Origin of the sequence: Actinomadura sp. 7K507 (genome assembly GCF_004348425.1) — a bacterium.
Lineage (GTDB): Bacteria > Actinomycetota > Actinomycetes > Streptosporangiales > Streptosporangiaceae > Spirillospora.
In genome coordinates this window covers 12,729-31,039 of the sequence record NZ_SMKK01000064.1, presented here as the reverse complement: position 1 = coordinate 31,039, position 18,311 = coordinate 12,729, and the positions used below count along the sequence as shown (strand labels likewise).

The window sequence follows — 18,311 nt, the reverse complement described above, 5'->3', positions numbered from 1 at the left end:
ACTCTAGCGGAATGGACTTCGGTTTGAGCGAGCGCGCCCAGGAACACCTCGGCCGCCTCCAGGAATTCATGGACTCCCACGTATACCCGGCGGAGCCGGTGTACGCGGCCCAGCGGGCGGAACTGCGCGCCGCGGGGCGGGAGCACCACCTCCCCCAGATCGTGGAGGACCTCAAGGTCGAGGCCCGCAAGCGCGGCCTCTGGAACCTCTTCCTGCCCGACAGCGAGGACCCGGCGCACGGCCTCTCGGTCACCGACTACGCCTCGCTCGCCGAGATCACGGGCCGTTCGATCGCACTCGCGCCCGAGGCCACCAACTGCGCGGCGCCCGACACCGGCAACATGGAGGTCCTGCACCTGTTCGGCACGCCCGAGCAGAAGGCCCAGTGGCTGACCCCGCTGCTGAACGGGGAGATCCGCAGCGCGTTCGCCATGACCGAGCCGGACGTGGCCAGCTCCGACGCCCGCAACATCTCCACCCGCATCGAGCGGGACGGCGACCACTACGTGATCAACGGCCGCAAGTGGTGGATCACCGGCGCCGCCGACCCGCGCTGCAAGATCATGATCCTGATGGGCAAGACCGACCCGGACGGCCACCCGTACCGGCAGCAGTCGATGGTGCTGGTGCCGTTCGACACGCCCGGCGTGGAGATCGTCCGGCCCCTGCCCGTGTTCGGCTACCAGGACCAGCACGGCCACTGCGAGATCCGTTTCACCGACGTCCGCGTGCCCGTGGAGAACCTCGTCGGCGAGGAGGGCGGCGGCTTCGCCATCGCGCAGGCGCGCCTCGGGCCCGGCCGCATCCACCACTGCATGCGGGCCATCGGCGCGGCCGAGCGGGCACTTGAGATGATGTGCGAGCGCGCCCTGTCCCGTGAGGCGTTCGGCGGGCCGCTGGCCAAGCAGGGCGTGGTCCGCCAGCAGATCGCCGAGGCGCGGATGGCGATCGAGCAGGCCCGGCTGCTCACGCTGAAGACCGCCTGGCTGATCGACAAGCAGGGCGTGCAGGCGGCCCGGTCCGAGGTCGCGGCCATCAAGGTGATCGCGCCGCGGGTCGCGCTGGACGTCGTCGACACGGCGATCCAGATGCACGGCGGCGCCGGCGTCAGCGACGACACCCCGCTCGCCGCGATGTGGGCGGGCCTGCGCACGCTGCGGCTCGCCGACGGCCCCGACGAGGTCCACGTCCGCTCCGTCGCCCGCGCCGAGCTGGGCAAGTACAGCACCGCATGACCGACGGCACGGGGGAGGCCGGGGCGGACGAGGCGGTGTCCGGCCCGGCGGCGCCGGACGGCCCGGTGTCCGGCGGAGCCGTGTCCGGCGGTGCCGCACCGGGCGGGGCCGCACCGGGGGCGCGGCGGCGGATGCCGTACGCCCGGCGGCGCGAGCAGCTGCTCCAGGTGGCGCTGGAGGAGTTCGGCCGCCGCGGCTACCACCTGACGCAGATGGAGCACGTGGCCGCGGCGGCGCAGGTGTCCAAGGCGCTGCTGTACCAGCACTTCACCTCGAAGGAGGAGCTGTTCGCCGAGGTCACGGAGGCGATCGTCGCCGAGCTGACCGCCCGGCTGAACGAGTCGGTGCTCGCCACGCACGGCTCGCCGGACGGCATCCGCGCCATGATCCGGGTGCTGTTCGACTACGCCACGGCCGAGCCGGACGCGTGGGCGCTGGTGATACGGCACCTCGACAAGCCCGATGACATCGGGCTGGGGCTGCGCGAGCTCCGCGACCGGCTCGGCGGCGCGTTCGCCGACCTGCTGCTGCGCCGCCGCCGCGCCGACCCGGCGATCTCCCCGGCCGCGCTGGCGGTCAACGAGCGGCGCGCGCGGCTGCTCGTCCCCCTGATGTACGGGTCGATGCTGTCGATGGTGTCGTGGTGGCTGGAGCATCCCGACACCCCGCGCGACCGCGCCGAGCAGATGGCCATGGAGTTCATCTGGCTCGGCCTCGACCGGCTGCGGACCGGCGAGCGGCTCCCCCGGGAGTAGGAGACTCCCCGTGCGCAGGAGCCGGGGCACAGGAGCCGGGGCACAGGAAAGGCCGGGGACGGTGAACGTCCCCGGCCTGACACGTGGTGCGCTCGTGTCGATCCCGCAGAGCAGGGGTCAGAGCGGGGAGACGCCCTCGGCCTGCGGGCCCTTCTGGCCCTGCGTGATCTCGAACGTGACGCGCTGGTTCTCGTCCAGGCTGCGGTAGCCGCTGCTGGCGATCGCCGAGTAGTGGACGAACACGTCCGGGCCGCCGCCGTCGGGCGCGATGAACCCGAAGCCCTTCTCGGCGTTGAACCACTTCACGGTGCCTTCGGCCATGGTCTTTCTTCTCCTCTGGGTGTAACTCACCGGGCCGCCGGGCGGCGGACCGGGCTGCAAAGCGGACTCATCTCACGTCCGCCGGTCACCCGGAGAAAACGCTTCGAGACTGCCTGGCGTCCGGCCGGCCGGGCCGGGTGCCATCGTGCAACGACCACGAACCTACCCGATTGCGCCCCGCCCCATGCAACGGACACTCCTAAAGTAGATCTTCCAATGCCGCGGCGGCGCGGTGGCAGTCGTGGAACGTGCAGTAGAGCGGGACGGGAGCGAGCCGGACGACGTCGGGCTCGCGGGCGTCCGCGATCACGCCGTGCCGCTCCGCGAGCCGCCGGACCAGCCCGCCCGCGTCGTCCACCCGCAGCGACAGCTGGGTGCCGCGCGCCGCCGGATCGGCCGGGGTGATGATCCAGGCGCCCGCCCCGGCGAGCCGGGAGGCCAGGTAGCCGGTGAGCCGCTCGCTCCTGGCGCGCAGCGCGTCCATGCCGACCCGGTCGAAGATCTCCAGGGAGGCCAGGACCGGGGCGAGCGCCAGGATGGGCGGGTTGGACACCTGCCACGCGTCGGCGGAGGCGGGCGGCGCGATGTCTGGGTCCATCCGGAACCGGACGGACGGGTCGGTGCCCCACCAGCCCGACAGCCTCGGCATCGAGGTGTCCCGGACGTGCCGCTCGTGGACGAAGCAGCCCGCGACCGCGCCCGGACCGGAGTTCAGGTACTTGTAGGTGCACCAGGCGGCGAAGTCGACGTCCCAGTCGTGCAGGCGCAGCGGGACGTTCCCGGCGGCGTGCGCGAGGTCCCAGCCGACGGCGGCCCCGGCCGCGCGTCCCGCCTTGGTGATCGCGGCCATGTCCATGAGCTGGCCGGTCAGGTAGTTGACCCCGCCGAGCATGAGGAGCGCGACCGTGCCGCCCTCGCGTTCGAGGAAGGCGACGACGTCCTCGGTGCGCAGGGTGTCCTCGCCGGGCCGGGGCTTCAGCCGCACGACCGCCGCGGCCGGGTCGAGCCCGTGGTGGACGGCCTGGCCGGCGACCGCGTAGGAGTCGGACGGGAACGCCGAGTCCTCGATGACGATGCGCGTGCGGGCCCCGGCGGGCCGGTAGAAGCTCGCCATCATCAGGTGCAGGTTGACGGTGAGCGAGTTCATCGCGACGACCTCGTGCGGCAGCGCGCCCACGAGGCGGGCCGCGGGCTCGCGGAGCAGCTCGTGGTAGTCCACCCAGGGGCGGCGGGCCTCGGTGTGGGCGTCCACGGCGAGCCTGGCCCAGTCGTCGAGCTCTTCGCGCAGGCGCCCGGCGACGCTCCTCGGCTGGAGCCCGAGGGAGTTGCCGGCGAAGTACGCGGCCTCCTCGAACGTCCCGCCCGGGGCGGGCGGGACCAGGAACTCGCCGCGCAGCGCGGGCAGCGGATCGTTCTCGTCGAGGCGCCGGGCCTCTTCCTCGGCGGTCACGGCGTCCTTCCTCATAGTGCCGTCTCGGCCGGTGCCGTCTCGGACGGTGACGTTCCGATCGGTGCCGTTCCGGACAGTGACGTTCCGGACAGTGACGTTCCGGACAGCGACGTTCCGGCCGGTGACGTTCCGGACGGTGCCGTCCCGGCGGCGGCCGGGCCCGCCGGCACCCGGCCGGGGGCTCGGGCTCGGCCGAAGAACGCTTGCGCGTTGCCGCCGAGGAGCATGGCGCGTTCACCGTCGTCCAGCCCGGGGCAGGCCCGGATGGTCGCGCCGGGCTCCTCCTCCCCCAGCGGGAACGGGTAGTCGCTGCCGAGCATCACCCGCTCCGCGCCCATCACGTCGACGAGCAGCCGGAGCGCGCGCGGGTCGAACACGGCGGAGTCGACGTGGAACCGGTCGACGTACTCCGACGGCGGGCGCGGCGAGTCGGCGCGGACGACGTCGCGCCGGCGCCAGGCGTTGTCGGCCCGCCCGAGCAGGAACGCGAAGCTTCCGCCGCCGTGGCAGAAGCACAGCCGCAGCGACGCCGGGATCCGCTCGAACGCGCCGGACAGCATCAGCCCGAGGATGCTCAGCTGCGTCTCGGCGGGCATCCCGGAGAGCCACGGCAGCATGTGGCCGCGCATCCGGTCCGCGCCGAGCATGTCCCACGGGTGAGCCAGGACCGGCAGCCCGATCCGGGCGCAGTGCGCGAGGAACGCGGTGATCCCCTCGTCGTCGAGATCGCGGTCGCCGACGTGGTTGCCGATGTGCACGCCGCGGTGCCCGGCCGCCGCCGCCCGCGTCGCGACGTCGCAGGCCAGCGCCGGTTCCTGCAGCGGGACCTGGCACAGCGGCAGCAGCCGGTCCGGCGCGTCCGCGCAGAACGCGAGGATGCGCTCGTTCACCAGTTCGCACCAGTCGGCGGCGCGGGACGGCTCGGCCGCGTACCCGAACATCAGCGGAGTGGACGAGACCGCCTGGACGTCCACGCCCGCGGCGTCCATGTCCGCCAGCCGCCTGGCGGGCTCCCAGAGCGCCGCACCGACGGGCCGGTACTCCTCGTCCCCGCACATCATCATGCCGGTACCGCCGCCGTCGACGCGCAGCCACGGCTCCTCCTCGTCGGCGAGGACGCGCCCCTCGTCCCGGCCGATCCGCGGGAAGACGTGGGTATGGACGTCGATGACCGTCCCCGGGCGGTCGGACACGGGCAGGTCAGGCACAGGCAGGTCAGGCACGGGCAGGTCAGACACCGGCAGGTCAGACACCGGCAGGTCGGACACGGGCCGGTCAGACACGGGGGGCGGTGGTCGGGGTCATGGTCTGGGGCCAGGTCCTGCCCGGGTGGACGGCGCCGCAGTTCGGGCACTTGCGGTCGCTGCCGTAGAAGCCCTCGAAGGCGGGCGGCAGGTCGTCGACGATCGAGCGGACCTGCAGCTCGGCGCGGTGGACGAGGTGGTGGCACTCGGGGCAGTACCACTCGAACGCCTCCCGCAGCCCCTCCGGCCTCGGGACCTCGACGACGAGGCCGATCGACCCCGCCTCGGGCCGCTGCGGCGAGTGGCGCACGTGCGGCGGCAGCAGGAAGACGTCGCCCTCGTTGATCTGCAGGTCGGTCGGCGGGCTGCCCTCCTCCTCCATGACGCGCAGCACCATGTTGCCCTTGAGCTGGTAGAAGAACTCCTCGGTCGGGTCGTCGTGGAAGTCGGTCCGCTGGTTGGGGCCGCCGACCACCATGATGATCAGACCGGCGTCCTGGAACACCTGGACGTTGCCGACCGGCGGCTTGAGCAGGTCGCGGTGCTCGTCGATCCAGGCCTCGAAGTTGAACGGCGTTCCGAACGAGAGCTGCGGCAGTGTCATGATCCGGCCTCCTTACCGGGCTTGCGCTCACCGGGCGCGCGGTCCTCGGGAATGTGCGCCACGCACGAGATCTCGATGAGCAGGTGCGGGTGCGGGAGCTGGTGGACGGCGACGGTGGTGCGGGCAGGGCCGGTCTCGTCGAAGTACTCGCCGTAGACCTCGTTGTATCCACCGAAGTCGTTCATGTTCACCAGGTACGTGGTGACGTTGACGACGTCGGGCAGCCCTCCCCCGGCCGCGCCGAGAAGGTCGCCGATGTTGTCGATGACGGCGCGGGTCTGCGCCCGGATGTCGAGGTCGGTGACGCCCATCGCGTCCGCGCTCGCCCCGGCGAATGTCCCGTCGGGGCGGCGCGAGCTCGTCCCGGACACGAACACGAAGTCGCCGGCCCGCTTGACGTGCGGGAACCTCCCGCGCGGCGCGGCCTTGCCCTCGACGAGGATCGCCTCGCCCGCCGCCGCACCACCTGTCGCCGCACTGCCCGCCGCCGCACCACCCGTCATGTGGTGGTCACCTCCACGCTGCCGAGGCCGGCGCCCGTGACGCGGACGTGCGCGTCCTTCGGGAGGGGGACGGCGGCCGTCGCGGCGCCCGCCAGGACGATCCAGCCGGGTTCGAGCTTCATCCCCGCGCCGAGCGCGAGCCGGGCCGCCGCCCGCAGCGACCGCGCCGGATCCCCGAGGATCGCGGCGGACGAGCCCGTCTGGACCGGGCGCCCGTCGATCTCCACCAGCAGGCCCGCGTTCGACACGTCGCGGGGCGCGTGCCAGGCGCCGAACCCGAACCGCGCGGCGGACGCGTTGTCGGCGATCACGTCCGGGAGCGTGAAGCTGAAGTCCGCGTACCGGGAGTCGAGCACTTCGAACCCGACCGCGACACCCGCCACGGCCGTCTCGACCTCCGCCGCCGAACGGACCTCACGGCCGATCAGGAAGGCGATCTCGGGCTCGATCCGCGGGTGGATGAGGCGTGCGACGTCCACGGACGACTCGGCGAGCATCCGGTCGGTGAGCAGGCCCCAGATGACGTCGTCCACGCCCATCTGCACCATCTTGGCCCGGCTGGTGAAGCCCATCTTCACCCCGGCGAGCCGCTCGCCCCTCCTGCGCCGCCGCTCGATCCCGGCGCGCTGGACCGCGTACGCGGTCGCCACGTCGAACGGCGTCCCGTCGGTCAGCTTGGGGATCGCCCGGACGTCCCGTGCGGCCTCGTCCAGCGTCGCCGCGAGCCCGTTCACGTCCACCATCAGGATTCCTCCCTGCCCGAAGCGGCCCTGCCCGAAGCGGCCCTGCCCGAAGCGGCCCTGCCCGAAGCAGCCCTGCCGAACGCGACGCGCACGTCACCGAGCCCGTCGATGCGGGCCTCGAACACGTCACCGGGGGCGGCCTCGGCCACGGGCCCGAGCGCGCCGGTCAGCACCGTGTCGCCGGCGCGCAGCGGGCGCCCGACGCGGGCGAGCGTGTCGGCGAGCCACAGCGCCGCGTTCAGCGGATGCCCGAGGCAGGCCGCGCCGTTGCCGGTGGAGACCTGCTCGCCGCGCCGCTCCATGACCATCCCGCACAGGCGCAGGTCGACGTCCTTGAGGAGGACGGGGCGGTTGCCCAGCGCGTACATGCCGGACGAGGCGTTGTCGGCGACGGTGTCGGCGAGCGTGATGTCCCAGTCGCGGACCCGGCTGCCGACGACCTCGATCGCGGGCAGCGCGAACGCGGTCGCGCGGATGACGTCGGCGACGGTGTGCCGCTCGTGGGTCAGGTCGTGCTCCAGCACGAGCGCGACCTCGGCCTCGGCGCGCGGCTGGATGACGGCGCCCGCGGGGATCTCCTCCCCGTCGGGGACGGCCATGTCGGCGAACAGCATCCCGAAGTCGGGGCTGTCCACGCCGATCTGCGCCTGCACCGCCCGCGACGTCAGGCCGATCTTGCGGCCGGCGAGGCGGCGGCCTTCGCCGATCCAGCGCTCGGTCAGCCGGTCCTGGACCGCGTAGGCGTCGTCGGCGGTGCCGATCAGGTCGCGGACGGGTTCGCACGGCGTGCCTGACTCGTAGGCGCCGAGGATCCGCTCGGCGGCGGCGTCGATGTCGGTGGTCACTGGGTCGGTGGTCACTGGGCTCGCTCTCGGCTTTCGGATCTGCTTCAGATTTGTATGCACACGTTGACGGGCTCGGAGAAGAAGTCCAGGGAGTACTCTCCCCCTTCACGCCCGATCCCGGACGCTTTCACCCCGCCGAACGGGGTGCGGAGGTCGCGCAGGTTCCAGCAGTTCACCCAGACGATTCCCGTTTCGATCCGCGGCGCCACCCGGTGCGCCCTGGACAGGTCCCGCGTCCACATCGTGGAGGCGAGCCCGTAGGGGCTGTCGTTGGCGAGGGCGAGGGCCTCGTCCTCGGTGTCGAACGGAGCGACGTGGCAGACCGGCCCGAAGATCTCCTCCTTGACCGTGCGGGCCGTCTCCGGGAGGCCGGTGAGGACGGTCGGCTGGACGTGGAAGCCGCCGTCGCGGGCGTCACCGAACTCCGGTGCGCCGCCGCCCGCCACGAACTCTGCGCCCTCTTCGCGGGCGAGGCGGTAGTACGAGAGGACCTTGTCGCGGTGCTCGGCGGAGATCATCGGCCCGTAGCCGCCGAGCGCCCTCGCGCGCTCGCCGAGCCGCGCGACGAACTCGTCGAAGACCGGCCGCTCGACGTAGACGCGCTCGGTGCACAGGCAGATCTGCCCGGAATGGGTGAACGACGAGCGGACCGTCCCGTCCACGGCGGCGTCGAGGTCGGCGTCGGCGAAGACGAGCGCGGGGTTCTTGCCGCCGAGCTCGAACGACAGCGGCGTGACGTGGTCGGCGGCGTTGCGCATGATCGCGGCGCCGGTGGCGGACTCCCCGGTGAACGCGATCGCGTCCACGTCCGGATGCCCGGTGAGGAACTCGCCCGCCGCGCCCGCGCCGTGCCCGTGCACCAGGTTGAACGCGCCGCCGTCGAGCCCGGCTTCGTCGATCACCCGGGCGAGCAGCGTCGCGGTGGACGGCGTCTCCTCGGACGGCTTGAGCACGACGGCGTTGCCGCATGCCAGCGCGGGGGCGATCTTCCACGTCGACAGGAGCAGCGGCAAATTCCACGGCGAGATGATCGCCACCACGCCCAGCGGCCGCCGCACCGTGTAGTTGAGCGCCTCCCCCGTCCCGGAGCTCCACCCCGGGATCGGAGTCGTGTAGGCCCGCTCCGGCCGCCCGTAGAGCAGGTCGGCGTAGGCGCGGAAGTTGCCGATGGCCCGCGGGACGTCGACGGTCGAGGCGAACTCCCGGGACCTGCCGGTGTCGGCGACCTCGGCGTCGACGAACTCCTCGAACCGCGCCTCGATCCCGTCGGCGACGGACCTCAGCGCGGCGACCCGCTCCTGTGCGCCCATCGCGCCCCAGGGCCCCTTCAGGGCGGCCCGCGCCGCGCTCACGGCATCGTCCACGACGTCCCGCGTGGCCTCCGGGACGGTGCCCAGCTCGGAGCCGTCCGCGGGTGCGATGAGCGGAAAGGACGTCCCGTCCGAACGGAAGACTCCGCCGACGTAGTGTTCGGCCTTCATTCTTCGATCCTCCGCATTCTTCGATCCTCCGCTCCACGAGCTATGCCTGGCAAATACCAATCGACCACGGAGCTATCACCAGATTGTGATAGCAAGTGCCCATGCGACCGATCGACCTGCTCAACGGACGGCTGAAGCTCCGCCACCTGGTGCTCGTCGTCGCCATCGCCGACCAGGGCAGCGTCCTGCGTGCCGCCGAGCACCTGCGGCTGGCGCAGCCCGCCGTCACGCGCAGCCTGCGCGAGGTGGAGAACATCCTCGGCGTCGAGCTGTTCACCCGCGGCCCGCGCGGCGTGACACCGACCCTGTTCGGGGACGCGTTCATCGAGCACGCCCGCGCCGCCCTGGCCGAACTCCGCCGTGCGGGCGAACGCATCACCGGCCTCGCGGACGGGGAGGTCGGCACGGTCACCATCGGCACACTCCTCGCCGGCTCGAACGTCCTGCTTCCCCGTGCGATCGCCGCCCTGAAGAAGGACCGCCCAGGCGTCACGGTGATCGTCCAGGAGGCGACGTTCGACGCGCTGGTCCCCCGGTTGCTGGACGGAGAGATCGACCTGATCCTCGGCCGCCTCAACCCCATCGGCGACCTGCGCGGACTACGCCAGACCACCCTGTACGGGGAACCTGTCGAGCTCGTCGCCCGCCGCGGCCACCCTGCCCGCTCCCTGCCGGACCTCGGCCTCGCCGACCTGCTCGACTACCCGTGGGTGCTGCCGCTGGAGCAGACCGCGCTGCGCACCGAACTGGAGCAGGTGTTCCGCGCCGCGGGCCTCGTACTGCCGGGGAACCTGGTGGAGTGCACCTCGGTCCTGACCGTCCGCACCCTGGTCCGCGACACCGACATGATCGCCGCACTCCCGGAACTGGTGGCGCGCACAGACGCCGACATCGCGCCGCTGCCCGTTCCGCTGGAGACCGTCCGCCGCCAGGTGGGCGTCACGCTGCCCGCGCACCGGGCCCCGACACCGTCCGCCCGGCTGATGCTCGACCGCCTCCGGCACGAGGCCGCCGAGCTCACCGCGGGATGAGATCGAGAAGCGCCCTGCCGATCAGGGACTCGGGGTCGGCGAGGTCGAGGACGACGTCGAAATGGTCGCGGCCGGGCACGATCATCAGCTCGCCGTGTTCCCATCTCGGCTGGAACAGCCGCGACTGCTCCAGAAACCCGCCCCCGTCGTTCTCCGCGACCGCGAAAACCGCCGGACAGCGGTATTCCGCCGGCAGCAGCGCAGGGCTCAATGCGGCCGCCCGGTCAAGATCCAGTTGGACGTACTCGTTCACATAGACGCGGGTGATCGGACGAATGTCGAACAACCCGCTGACCGTCATCGCGGCCTTGACCACGTCCCCCGGAAGCCGGAGCGGTTCCTGCCACCCCCCGACCATGGTCATCCCGGTGAGATGCCCGCCCGCCGAACTGCCCCCGACCACGATCCGCTCCGGATCGAGCCCGTGCTCCCGCCCGTGCCGGTACACCCACGCGACCGCCGCGCGCACCTGCCGGACGATCTCTTCCAGTGACGCTTTCGGCGCAAGCGTGTAGTCCGGCACCACGGTCGCGACGCCCTGCTCGTGGAGCATCCGCGCCATGAACGACGACACGTCCCGCGACAGCGCCATCCAGTAACCACCGTGCAGGAAGACGAACACGGGCCGCAGCCCCTCACCGGTGCCCCAGACGTCCAGCCGCTCCCCGCTCACCTCGTCATAGACGATCCCGGGACGGCCGGGGAGCCCATCGACGGCCCGCTCGGATTCGTCCCGGTACCGCGCCATGTGCCGCGCGAAGAGGTCTCCTCCCGCCTTCCTCCGCACGTTGTAGGCGACATCCAGTTCCTCGTCGCTCAACCCACTCCCCGGCCAGTCCCCCACCAGCACACCATCCACTCCCGGGACGCGTCCCGCCCGTTTATCACGCTCGAACACCGATGAGTCCCGTCCCTACCACATGCCCGTTATCGGCCGTGACCGCCGGTCTTCTCGAAGTAGGCGGCGCTCTCCGCGTCCGCCGGGTAGTAGGACTCGATCGCGACCTCGTCCAGCGTGATGTCCATCGGGGTACCGAACGTGGTGATGGTCGAGAACAGCCGCAACTCCCGCCCGTCGACGCGGAGGATCATCGGGATCACGACATCGGATTCGACGGACCGGCTCGACGCGTCCCCGGAATCGGGCACCAGGGAATCGGGCGCCAGCAGTTCCTCGTACAGCGCGGTGAGCTCGGCGTCTGGGGCCACGGCGAGCTGACGCCTGATCCGGGAGCGGAACACCCTACGCACGTCCGCCAGGTTGACGACCAGCGGAGCGAACCCGCGCGGGTCCAGTCCCAGCCGCACAAGGTTCACCGGCGGCCGCAGCAGGTCGGGATCGACGCCCGCGAAGAACGGCTCGACCGCGCGGTTGGTCGTCACGATGTTCCACCGGCGGTCAAAGGCCAGCGCCGGGTACGGCTCATGTGCGCGCAGCACTCTCGCGACCGCGTCCCGGGCCGCCGACAACGACTCGTCCCCAAGCGGCCGCTCGGCGTACCGGGGTGCGAAGCCCGCCGCGAGCAGCAGCCGGTTGCGATCGCGCAAGGGCACATCGAGCTGGTCCGCGAGCCGCAGCACCATGTCGGCGCTCGGGTTGGACTTGCCCGTCTCGACCAGGCTGACGTGACGAGCCGATACGTCGGCCGCGATCGCGAGATCGAGCTGGCTGAGCCGCCGGCGCTGCCGCCACTGCCGCAAGAGCTCCCCGACCGTGTGCACGATCATCAAGGGTACTCATCGTGGAGCCGGACGCCATGAAATGGGATTTCATCGACATTCCTCACGACCGTGGAAACACTGCGTCCATGACCACCGACAACAAGAGCGACAACAAGAGCATCGTTCAACGGGCACTGGCGGAACTGATCGAGGCGGGCAGCGTCGACGCGCTCGATCCGTTGCTGAGCGACGACTTCGTCCATCACAGGCCGGACTCGACCTCCTCGACCAAGGCAGAATGGCTCGCCGCCGTGGATGCGGCACTCACCCCGCTGGCCGGTATGCGGGTCGAGGTCCACCACCTGCTGGCCGACGATGATCACGTCGTGATGCACTCGCGGCGGCGACTGCCAGACGGGCCGGAGATCACGGTCGTCGACATCTGGCGGCTCAACGATGGCCTGGTCACCGAGGGCTGGGAGATCATCGAGCCGACGGCCCACGCGGCCGACAACCTGGCGTGGTGGGAGCCCGCCGGGCGCTGACCGTTCGATTCTGGTCTGGCGCGCCGACTGCGATCCGTCCCGGACGGTGCGCACCAATCGCGCCAGATCAGGCCCTTTCCGGGGGCACGTGAGCGGGAAGGGCAACGGCGGAGAGGATGCGGCAACGGGAGAGGATGCGGCGGCGGGACGTGAAAGCCCTCGGCCCGTGCGTTCACGGTTCGAGGGCTCTGCTCGTAATCTCAGGCCAGGTCGAGATCTCAGGCCAGGTCGAGCGTCCCGCCCTTCACCCGACCCGCGAACGCCTGCCACGCGTCGGCCCCGAACACCAACTTCGGCCCATCCGGGTCCTTCGAGTCCCGCACCGCCACCCCGGCCGACGCCGACCTCAATTCGGCCACCTCGACGCACGCTCCACCGGTGTTGTCACTCTTGCTGCTCTTGCGCCACTGCATGGACACAGGGTTCACGGAAGCAACCTCCACGCACTCGGCTCCCGATGAGTCGCTGTAGCTGCTCTTCCGCCACTGCACAGCGGCAACGGGTGCCACCGAATCAACTTCAACACAGGAGCCCTGGAAGAATCACCGTGGCTGCTCTTACGCCAGTGCACGGCCAGTACATCGGCCCTTTCATTGGCTCTCCAAGATCGTTCGGAGCAGCTTCAGGGAATCACCGGCAGACATCGCCGCACCTCTGATCAAATCGAACTGTATCCCAAAGGTCCGGACAGCGTCGATGTGATCGATCAGCTGCGCGCCCAGATACCCACCGACGTGCACGATGTCAGGATCTTGAGCGAAGCTAAGGACCATGAAGGCACCAGGCAGGCCGGCATAGGAGCCCCGGTCCGCTGGAACGATCTGAAGCGTGATGTGGTGCAGGCTCGCTAGGTCGATCAGATGTTGAACCTGTGCCTTCATCATCTCACGCCCACCAATCGGACGACGGATGGCACCCTCATCGAGGATTACTACCAGGTGGGGTGGATTCTTGCGCTTGAGAATCGCCTGCCGCTCCATCCGAGTCGCGACGAGTTGCTCCGCCTCCTCTGCGGTCCTGCCCTCCCTGAGCACCTCGTAGGCGTACTCGGGTGTCTGGAACAGGCCAGTGATCACCATCGTTTCGAAGATGTGCATCCCTGCTGCTTCCGCCTCCCGTTCGATGAAGTCGGGGAAGCCTGGGGGAAGGACGGCGAGGCGTCCGAAGCGCTGGATCCATTCCCATAGGCGGTGGAATGTCCCGTTCGTCTGAAAGCAGGTATCGCAGTCTCGGGCGAAATCCTCTGAGGGCCCATATTTGCCCGATTCGAGCTGTCCGATCCACTGAGGGGTGTATCCGAGCCTCTCTGCGAGTTGCGGGCGGGACATACCGGCAGCTTCCCGGTATGCGCGCAACTCGACGCCGAAGTACTCGACCGGCGAGGAGGGGACATCGGGGTCACGAGGACGGCGGGGCATGGGGAGCCTCCAAGATCCGAAAGCGGTGCGCTTTTCTAATCGCACGCGGGGGGAGTTTCATGGCTTGGGCTTCTTGCTCTTCCAGAAGATAACCTGATTACAGGAAGCTGGGAAGCGGTAACGGAGAGAAATCGACCTCGAACGCTTGGACTCATCATGGACACGTCCGTCAACCCGCCGATCAGGCGTTGACCCAGCTCCGCCAGGACTTCAAAGGACATCGGATCTGGCGCGCGACACGCTATGACGGCGAGCTCGGCGACTGGGCCGCCACTCTGCAGGCACCAGAGGCTGACGTAGAGCCGACCCTTGTACGCAACAGCGCAGAAGAACTCCGCGGGGCACTAACCCTCGAACTCAATCGCGCACCAATCGACCCGCCGGCCAGCACAGTCGTGGGGCCAATGTAATGCGATGGAACGAACCTCAAAGCTGCTCTGCGTCAGAACCCACTTCCCCTGTGGCGACCCATCTCGACAGGCTCTCGACGGAAGTCACCCAGGCGGGTTGGCAGGTCCTCCCCCGCCGCGACGGGCCGTGTTCACTTCTCCGGGTATTCGATCCCGCTGTGCCCCATTTCGGCGAAACATCAGCCTTGCCCAGGAATCGACGTCCCGCACATTGGTGGTACCAGTCGAGCATGGGCAAGAACGCGGCCCCCCATCACCCCGCGGTACGCGACGGAAGACCGTCAACGCACCCGACCCTGACGACCTGGGGCCGATTTCCCACGTCGGCTATCCAGAGGGACTCAATAATCTTACCCAGAAATCTGCCATACGGAGTGCGACTGTTCGATAACATGGAGTCATGTGTTCGACTGAGATCGACTTGGCGTCGATGTCCACCGGTGAGCTGGTGGACGCGGCGGCGTTGATCGCGGCCGAGCTCGCCCAGCGGGAGGCTCCCGCATCGGCGGCTGTTTGCATGCAGGACGCCGAGACTCTGGCCCGCGCCACCGATCTGCACGAAAGCACTCTCGCCCTCTTGATCGGACGGGTGGACGTCTCCGGGGAGATGCGCCGCTGGGGCCTGCCATCCACCCGCGCTTGGCTGCGCACTCATATGGGAATGCGCGAGGCACGCGCCAAGGAGCGCATCAACCTGGCTCGTCAGTGGGACCGCCTCCCCGGCGTCACCCGGAGACTGGCCGCAGGAGAGTTGTCCCACGGGTACGCCGCCACCATCGCCGGTGCGGTCGTCCGCCTGGACGACGAGGACTGCGCGGCGGCCGAGGAGATCCTTCTCGACCTCGCCGGGCAGGGATTCTCCGCCGGGAAGGTCGCCGCGTTCGGCAACAAGATCACCGACCTGATCGCCGAACGCGACGGCACCGAGAACCCCGGCCCCGACACTCGACGCGGGTACGAGCAGTCTTGGATCGACTCCACTCGCTCTCTGGACGGCGGCCGGTTCATCAGGGGCTGGCTCGCCGCCGAGGACGCCGCCGTCTGGGACGGCACCCTCGGTCCTCTGGCCAAGCCGGCGGGGGCCGACGACCGCCGCGACCTGTCGGAACGCACCGCCGCCGCGCTGACCACCGTCCTGTCCGGCGGACACCGGGGCACCAAGGTCACCGTCATCTGCGACCTGGACACCCTCACCGGCGGCGCCACCCCCGCACGGCTGACCGACGGTACCCCCATCCCCGCCGAACAGGCCCGCCGAATCGCCCTGGCCGCCGGAGTGTCCACGCTCATCCTGGGACGCGGCAACGTCCCGCTCTACCTCGGCCGCACCGTCCGTTTCGCCAGCCCGGGGCAGCGCCGAGTTCTCGAGACGCTGTACCCCACCTGCGTGGTAGGCGGTTGCGAAGTTCCGGGGACGCTGTGCGAAGTGGATCACGTGTCCGGATGGGCCCTGGGCGACAGCCCCACCGACATCGACAATCTGGCTCTGACCTGCAAATTTCACAATCGCTTCAAGGCGGCCAACCCTGACCAGGTCCACATCGCCCGAACCGCCGACGGACGCCACACCTACCGGCTCCAACCACCCCGGGACGCCTGCGGCCGGCGCCGTCCACCACCGGAAGCACCCTCCGGCGTCCCGAATCCCTGGGAGCCGGAACACATGACCCCTACACCCAAGTCATCCGCACCCAACGCGTCCACAGCCAACGGGTCGTGCGCACCAGACCCGGCCCCTCGGCCACGGTACCGGCGCCGCACTTCCCGAAAGGGCACCCTCACCCGGGGGCCCCGCCAAACCGCCGGCCCCTGAGATCCCCCAGCCGCATCCCGCCGTCGGGCCGTGATCGTCCGCTCCATCACGACCTGCCCGTCACGACCTGCCCGTCACGACCTACCCGTCACGACCTACCCAGCCGCGACCCGCCGCGATTCAGCGCGGTACCGGCCGCGTGCCGCAGAGGAGACGGGGGTGTCCCCATTGACTCCCGAGGGCTTCGGTCCCGGTAGCTCATTCTCGACCGATGCCTACGTGGACCCCAAGGCTTGACCTCTCCCAGCAGACGGAGCCGGTCGGGGACGAGTGACGGTGGGTGGTGATCGAAGGGTGCCGGGAGACGTCTCGGGTGTCCCTGGACGTGCAGTCCTCCCCGTAGGCAGCACGGCCCGGCGCCTCTCGATCACCACCCACCGCATCGACGGGCTCGGGAAGATCGTGCTTCTGAGCCGACCGTGCTTCTGAGCCGACCGCAGGGACCACCGCTCGTTTGCCAGCAGGACCTCGCCCTGCCAGGCGAGGCCACCACCGCGATGCTCGCCAAGCGCAGGGGCCCGCCGGTTACTCGACCTGGACCGTGAGATCAAGGACATCACCAAGATGATCGTCGCCCGGTTCCGGACCCACCACCAGGGCGCCATCCTGGAGAGCCTTCCCGGCATGGGCCCGATTCTCGGCGCCGACTTCCTCGTGGCGACCGGCGGCGACGCTCAGGGAGCCTTTGGCACCCCTGGCAGGCTGGCCTCCTACGCTGGCCCGGTCCCGGTCCCGGTCCCGGTCCTGGTCCCGGTCCCGGTCCCGCAGGACTCTGGCCGGGTCAGCGGGAACCTCCGGCGGCCGAAACGCTACAACCGGACCTTGCGCCGGGTGGAGCTTGACACTGGTCATTGAGAGTCGAGCCGTCGAGCTCCCTCATTAGGGCGCAGCGTGCCCCCGCACGGCTCTGAGCTGCACCAAACCCCTCGATAGGAGCACGGCCGTTGAAGGTGACATGCGGGATCGACTGGGCGGAGAGGCACCATGATGTCGCTCTGGTGGACTCCCACGGCAAGCTCGTCGCACGCCGCCGCATCAACGATGGCGTCCCCGGCTGCCAGGCTCTGGTCGATCTCCCAACATCTTGCGCGTCGACGCCGCCCATCACCGGCCACTGCCGGAGGACTCCGAACTCGTGCAGTCCATCGCGATGCTGGCCAGCGCTGGCAGGACGCGGTCTGGAACCGCCAGCAGCTGGGCCGACCAGCTCCGTTCACCACTCCGCGACTTCTTCCCGGCCGCGCTCACGGCCTTCCGGGTCAGAAGTTGGCCTGACCTCTGCCGAGGCCCGCGGCGTCCTCACCGCGGCCCCCACCCCCACCACCTAGGCCGCCAAGTTCACCGAGACTCAGCTGCGGGTGGCGCTGGCCCACGCCGGACGCCAACGCAACCTGGACACACGTGCCGAACAAACTCCAAGCCGTCCTCCGCCAGCACCTGCATCGGCTCCCCAAGGTTGAGGCGGCGCTCGCCACCAGGCCCAGGCCCTGCTGCAGCTCGACGCCGCCTACCAGGCCGCTGACGACCTCGCCGAGGCCACCGGCCAGGCCTTTCACCAGCACCCCGACGCCGCGATCATCGTCAGCTTCTCCGGCCTGGCAGACCTGACCGGTGCCCGCGTGCCGACCGACATCGGTGACGACCGGGCCCGCTTCGCCGACGCCCGCGACGCTCAAGGCCTATGCCGGATCAGCGCCCGTCACCCGGGCATCTGGACGCAGCAGGGTTCGCCGGCGGTGGCCAGCAGTTCGCCGGCGGTGGCGGCGCGCAGGCCATCCGGGGCGCCGTGGGTGATCAGCAGCTCCAGGGCGGCGGGGTGATGCAGCCGTGGTCCCAGGGCCTTCTCCAGGCGGGGTGGATGGTGACCAGCAGCCCGCGGATCCGGTTGGCCAGCCAGGTCGAGTCGCCGGCCAGGTCGTCGTCGAACCCGACGAGGACCTCCGGCTCGGCCAAAGTTCCTGCCGGTGTCGACGCGGGGCAGGGGAAAGCGGGCCGATCGAGGCGGGCTGGTCGACCACCACCAGTACCCTGGCCGCGGGGGCTGAGCTGGGGGAACAGGGTCCGCAGGCGCTGTTCGTCGGTGGGCAGGGCTTCTCGTGCCGCTTCTTGTCGGAGGGACGGTCCACCGACGCCACCAGGCCCGGTAACAACACCCCGGACCATGCCTGCGACAGGGGGCTTGAGTCACGCCGGGCCGGGTGACCTGCGTCCCCACCCCGGCGGGGGCGTGAAAGCGGTACGGGGACGCCGG

At 70.4% G+C, this 18,311-nt stretch carries 17 protein-coding genes and 2 pseudogenes; 6 read left to right on the top strand and 13 right to left on the bottom strand.

From position 1 onward, the window contains the following. Positions 1-11 precede the first annotated feature (11 nt). Positions 12-1,235, top strand: coding sequence for an acyl-CoA dehydrogenase family protein (locus E1285_RS16660; protein ID WP_132152963.1), 1,224 nt, complete (start codon positions 12-14; stop codon positions 1,233-1,235). Then, positions 1,232-1,990, top strand: coding sequence for a TetR/AcrR family transcriptional regulator (locus tag E1285_RS16655; RefSeq protein ID WP_243722832.1), 759 nt, complete (start codon positions 1,232-1,234; stop codon positions 1,988-1,990). Before E1285_RS16660 ends, E1285_RS16655 begins: the two co-directional genes overlap by 4 nt. Positions 1,991-2,107: 117 nt before the next feature. Here the strand turns inward: E1285_RS16655 and E1285_RS16650 are convergent, their stop codons facing one another. The 8 genes from E1285_RS16650 to E1285_RS16615 form a co-directional block, all read right to left on the bottom strand. After that, on the bottom strand, positions 2,108-2,311 hold the full coding sequence (locus E1285_RS16650) for a cold-shock protein (protein WP_131880737.1): 204 nt from the start codon (positions 2,309-2,311) through the stop codon (positions 2,108-2,110). Positions 2,312-2,510: 199 nt separating this feature from the next. Continuing rightward, positions 2,511-3,761, bottom strand: a complete 1,251-nt coding sequence (gene kynU / locus E1285_RS16645) for a kynureninase (protein WP_243722831.1) — start codon at positions 3,759-3,761, stop codon at positions 2,511-2,513. Positions 3,762-3,772: 11 nt separating this feature from the next. Next, a complete protein-coding gene (locus E1285_RS16640; protein WP_243722830.1) occupies positions 3,773-4,984 on the bottom strand; it encodes an amidohydrolase family protein in 1,212 nt (403 codons plus the stop codon). A gap of 52 nt (positions 4,985-5,036) precedes the next feature. Continuing rightward, positions 5,037-5,609 (bottom strand): 3-hydroxyanthranilate 3,4-dioxygenase, encoded by a 573-nt coding sequence (locus E1285_RS16635; protein ID WP_132152959.1) that lies wholly within the window; start codon positions 5,607-5,609, stop codon positions 5,037-5,039. Beyond that, positions 5,606-6,112 (bottom strand): RidA family protein, encoded by a 507-nt coding sequence (locus E1285_RS16630; RefSeq protein WP_132152957.1) that lies wholly within the window; start codon positions 6,110-6,112, stop codon positions 5,606-5,608. Before E1285_RS16630 ends, E1285_RS16635 begins: the two co-directional genes overlap by 4 nt. Then, the gene (locus E1285_RS16625; protein WP_243722829.1) at positions 6,109-6,855 is read right to left on the bottom strand and encodes a fumarylacetoacetate hydrolase family protein; all 747 of its coding nucleotides are present in this window, start codon (positions 6,853-6,855) and stop codon (positions 6,109-6,111) included. The genes E1285_RS16630 and E1285_RS16625 overlap by 4 nt, the downstream gene beginning before the upstream one ends. Then, positions 6,855-7,715 (bottom strand): fumarylacetoacetate hydrolase family protein, encoded by an 861-nt coding sequence (locus E1285_RS16620; RefSeq protein ID WP_132152955.1) that lies wholly within the window; start codon positions 7,713-7,715, stop codon positions 6,855-6,857. The genes E1285_RS16625 and E1285_RS16620 overlap by 1 nt, the downstream gene beginning before the upstream one ends. 29 nt (positions 7,716-7,744) lie before the next feature. Further along, complete coding sequence (locus tag E1285_RS16615; protein ID WP_132152953.1) at positions 7,745-9,181, bottom strand: 2-hydroxymuconic semialdehyde dehydrogenase; 1,437 nt, start codon at positions 9,179-9,181, stop codon at positions 7,745-7,747. Between the two features lie 101 nt (positions 9,182-9,282). Between E1285_RS16615 and E1285_RS16610 the strand changes: the two genes are divergently transcribed. Beyond that, the gene (locus E1285_RS16610) at positions 9,283-10,212 is read left to right on the top strand and encodes a LysR substrate-binding domain-containing protein (protein WP_132152951.1); all 930 of its coding nucleotides are present in this window, start codon (positions 9,283-9,285) and stop codon (positions 10,210-10,212) included. Here the strand turns inward: E1285_RS16610 and E1285_RS16605 are convergent. Both E1285_RS16605 and E1285_RS16600 read right to left on the bottom strand, forming a co-directional pair. After that, positions 10,199-11,032, bottom strand: coding sequence for an alpha/beta hydrolase (locus E1285_RS16605; RefSeq protein WP_132152949.1), 834 nt, complete (start codon positions 11,030-11,032; stop codon positions 10,199-10,201). The genes E1285_RS16610 and E1285_RS16605 overlap by 14 nt on opposite strands. A 107-nt stretch (positions 11,033-11,139) precedes the next feature. Next, complete coding sequence (locus E1285_RS16600) at positions 11,140-11,940, bottom strand: helix-turn-helix transcriptional regulator (protein WP_243722828.1); 801 nt, start codon at positions 11,938-11,940, stop codon at positions 11,140-11,142. 14 nt (positions 11,941-11,954) lie between these two features. On the opposite strand from E1285_RS16600, the gene E1285_RS16595 reads away from it, so the two are divergent. After that, entirely contained in the window at positions 11,955-12,419 is a 465-nt protein-coding gene (locus E1285_RS16595; RefSeq protein WP_243722827.1) for a nuclear transport factor 2 family protein, read from the top strand. A gap of 218 nt (positions 12,420-12,637) precedes the next feature. Here the strand turns inward: E1285_RS16595 and E1285_RS16590 are convergent, their stop codons facing one another. Further along, the gene (locus tag E1285_RS16590) at positions 12,638-12,847 is read right to left on the bottom strand and encodes a DUF397 domain-containing protein (protein WP_243722834.1); all 210 of its coding nucleotides are present in this window, start codon (positions 12,845-12,847) and stop codon (positions 12,638-12,640) included. A 162-nt stretch (positions 12,848-13,009) separates the two neighbouring features. After that, a complete protein-coding gene (locus E1285_RS16585) occupies positions 13,010-13,837 on the bottom strand; it encodes a helix-turn-helix transcriptional regulator (RefSeq protein WP_132152945.1) in 828 nt (275 codons plus the stop codon). 810 nt (positions 13,838-14,647) lie between these two features. Here E1285_RS16585 and E1285_RS16580 point away from each other — a divergent pair. Then, the gene (locus tag E1285_RS16580; protein WP_132152943.1) at positions 14,648-16,060 is read left to right on the top strand and encodes a DUF222 domain-containing protein; all 1,413 of its coding nucleotides are present in this window, start codon (positions 14,648-14,650) and stop codon (positions 16,058-16,060) included. A 461-nt stretch (positions 16,061-16,521) separates the two neighbouring features. Further along, positions 16,522-16,894 (top strand): annotated as a pseudogene (locus tag E1285_RS16575) (transposase); the annotation flags it as partial. Positions 16,895-17,819: 925 nt separating this feature from the next. On the opposite strand, the pseudogene E1285_RS16565 reads toward E1285_RS16575, so the two are convergent. Further along, positions 17,820-18,013: pseudogene (locus E1285_RS16565) on the bottom strand (IS110 family transposase); the annotation flags it as partial. Positions 18,014-18,311 lie beyond the last annotated feature (298 nt).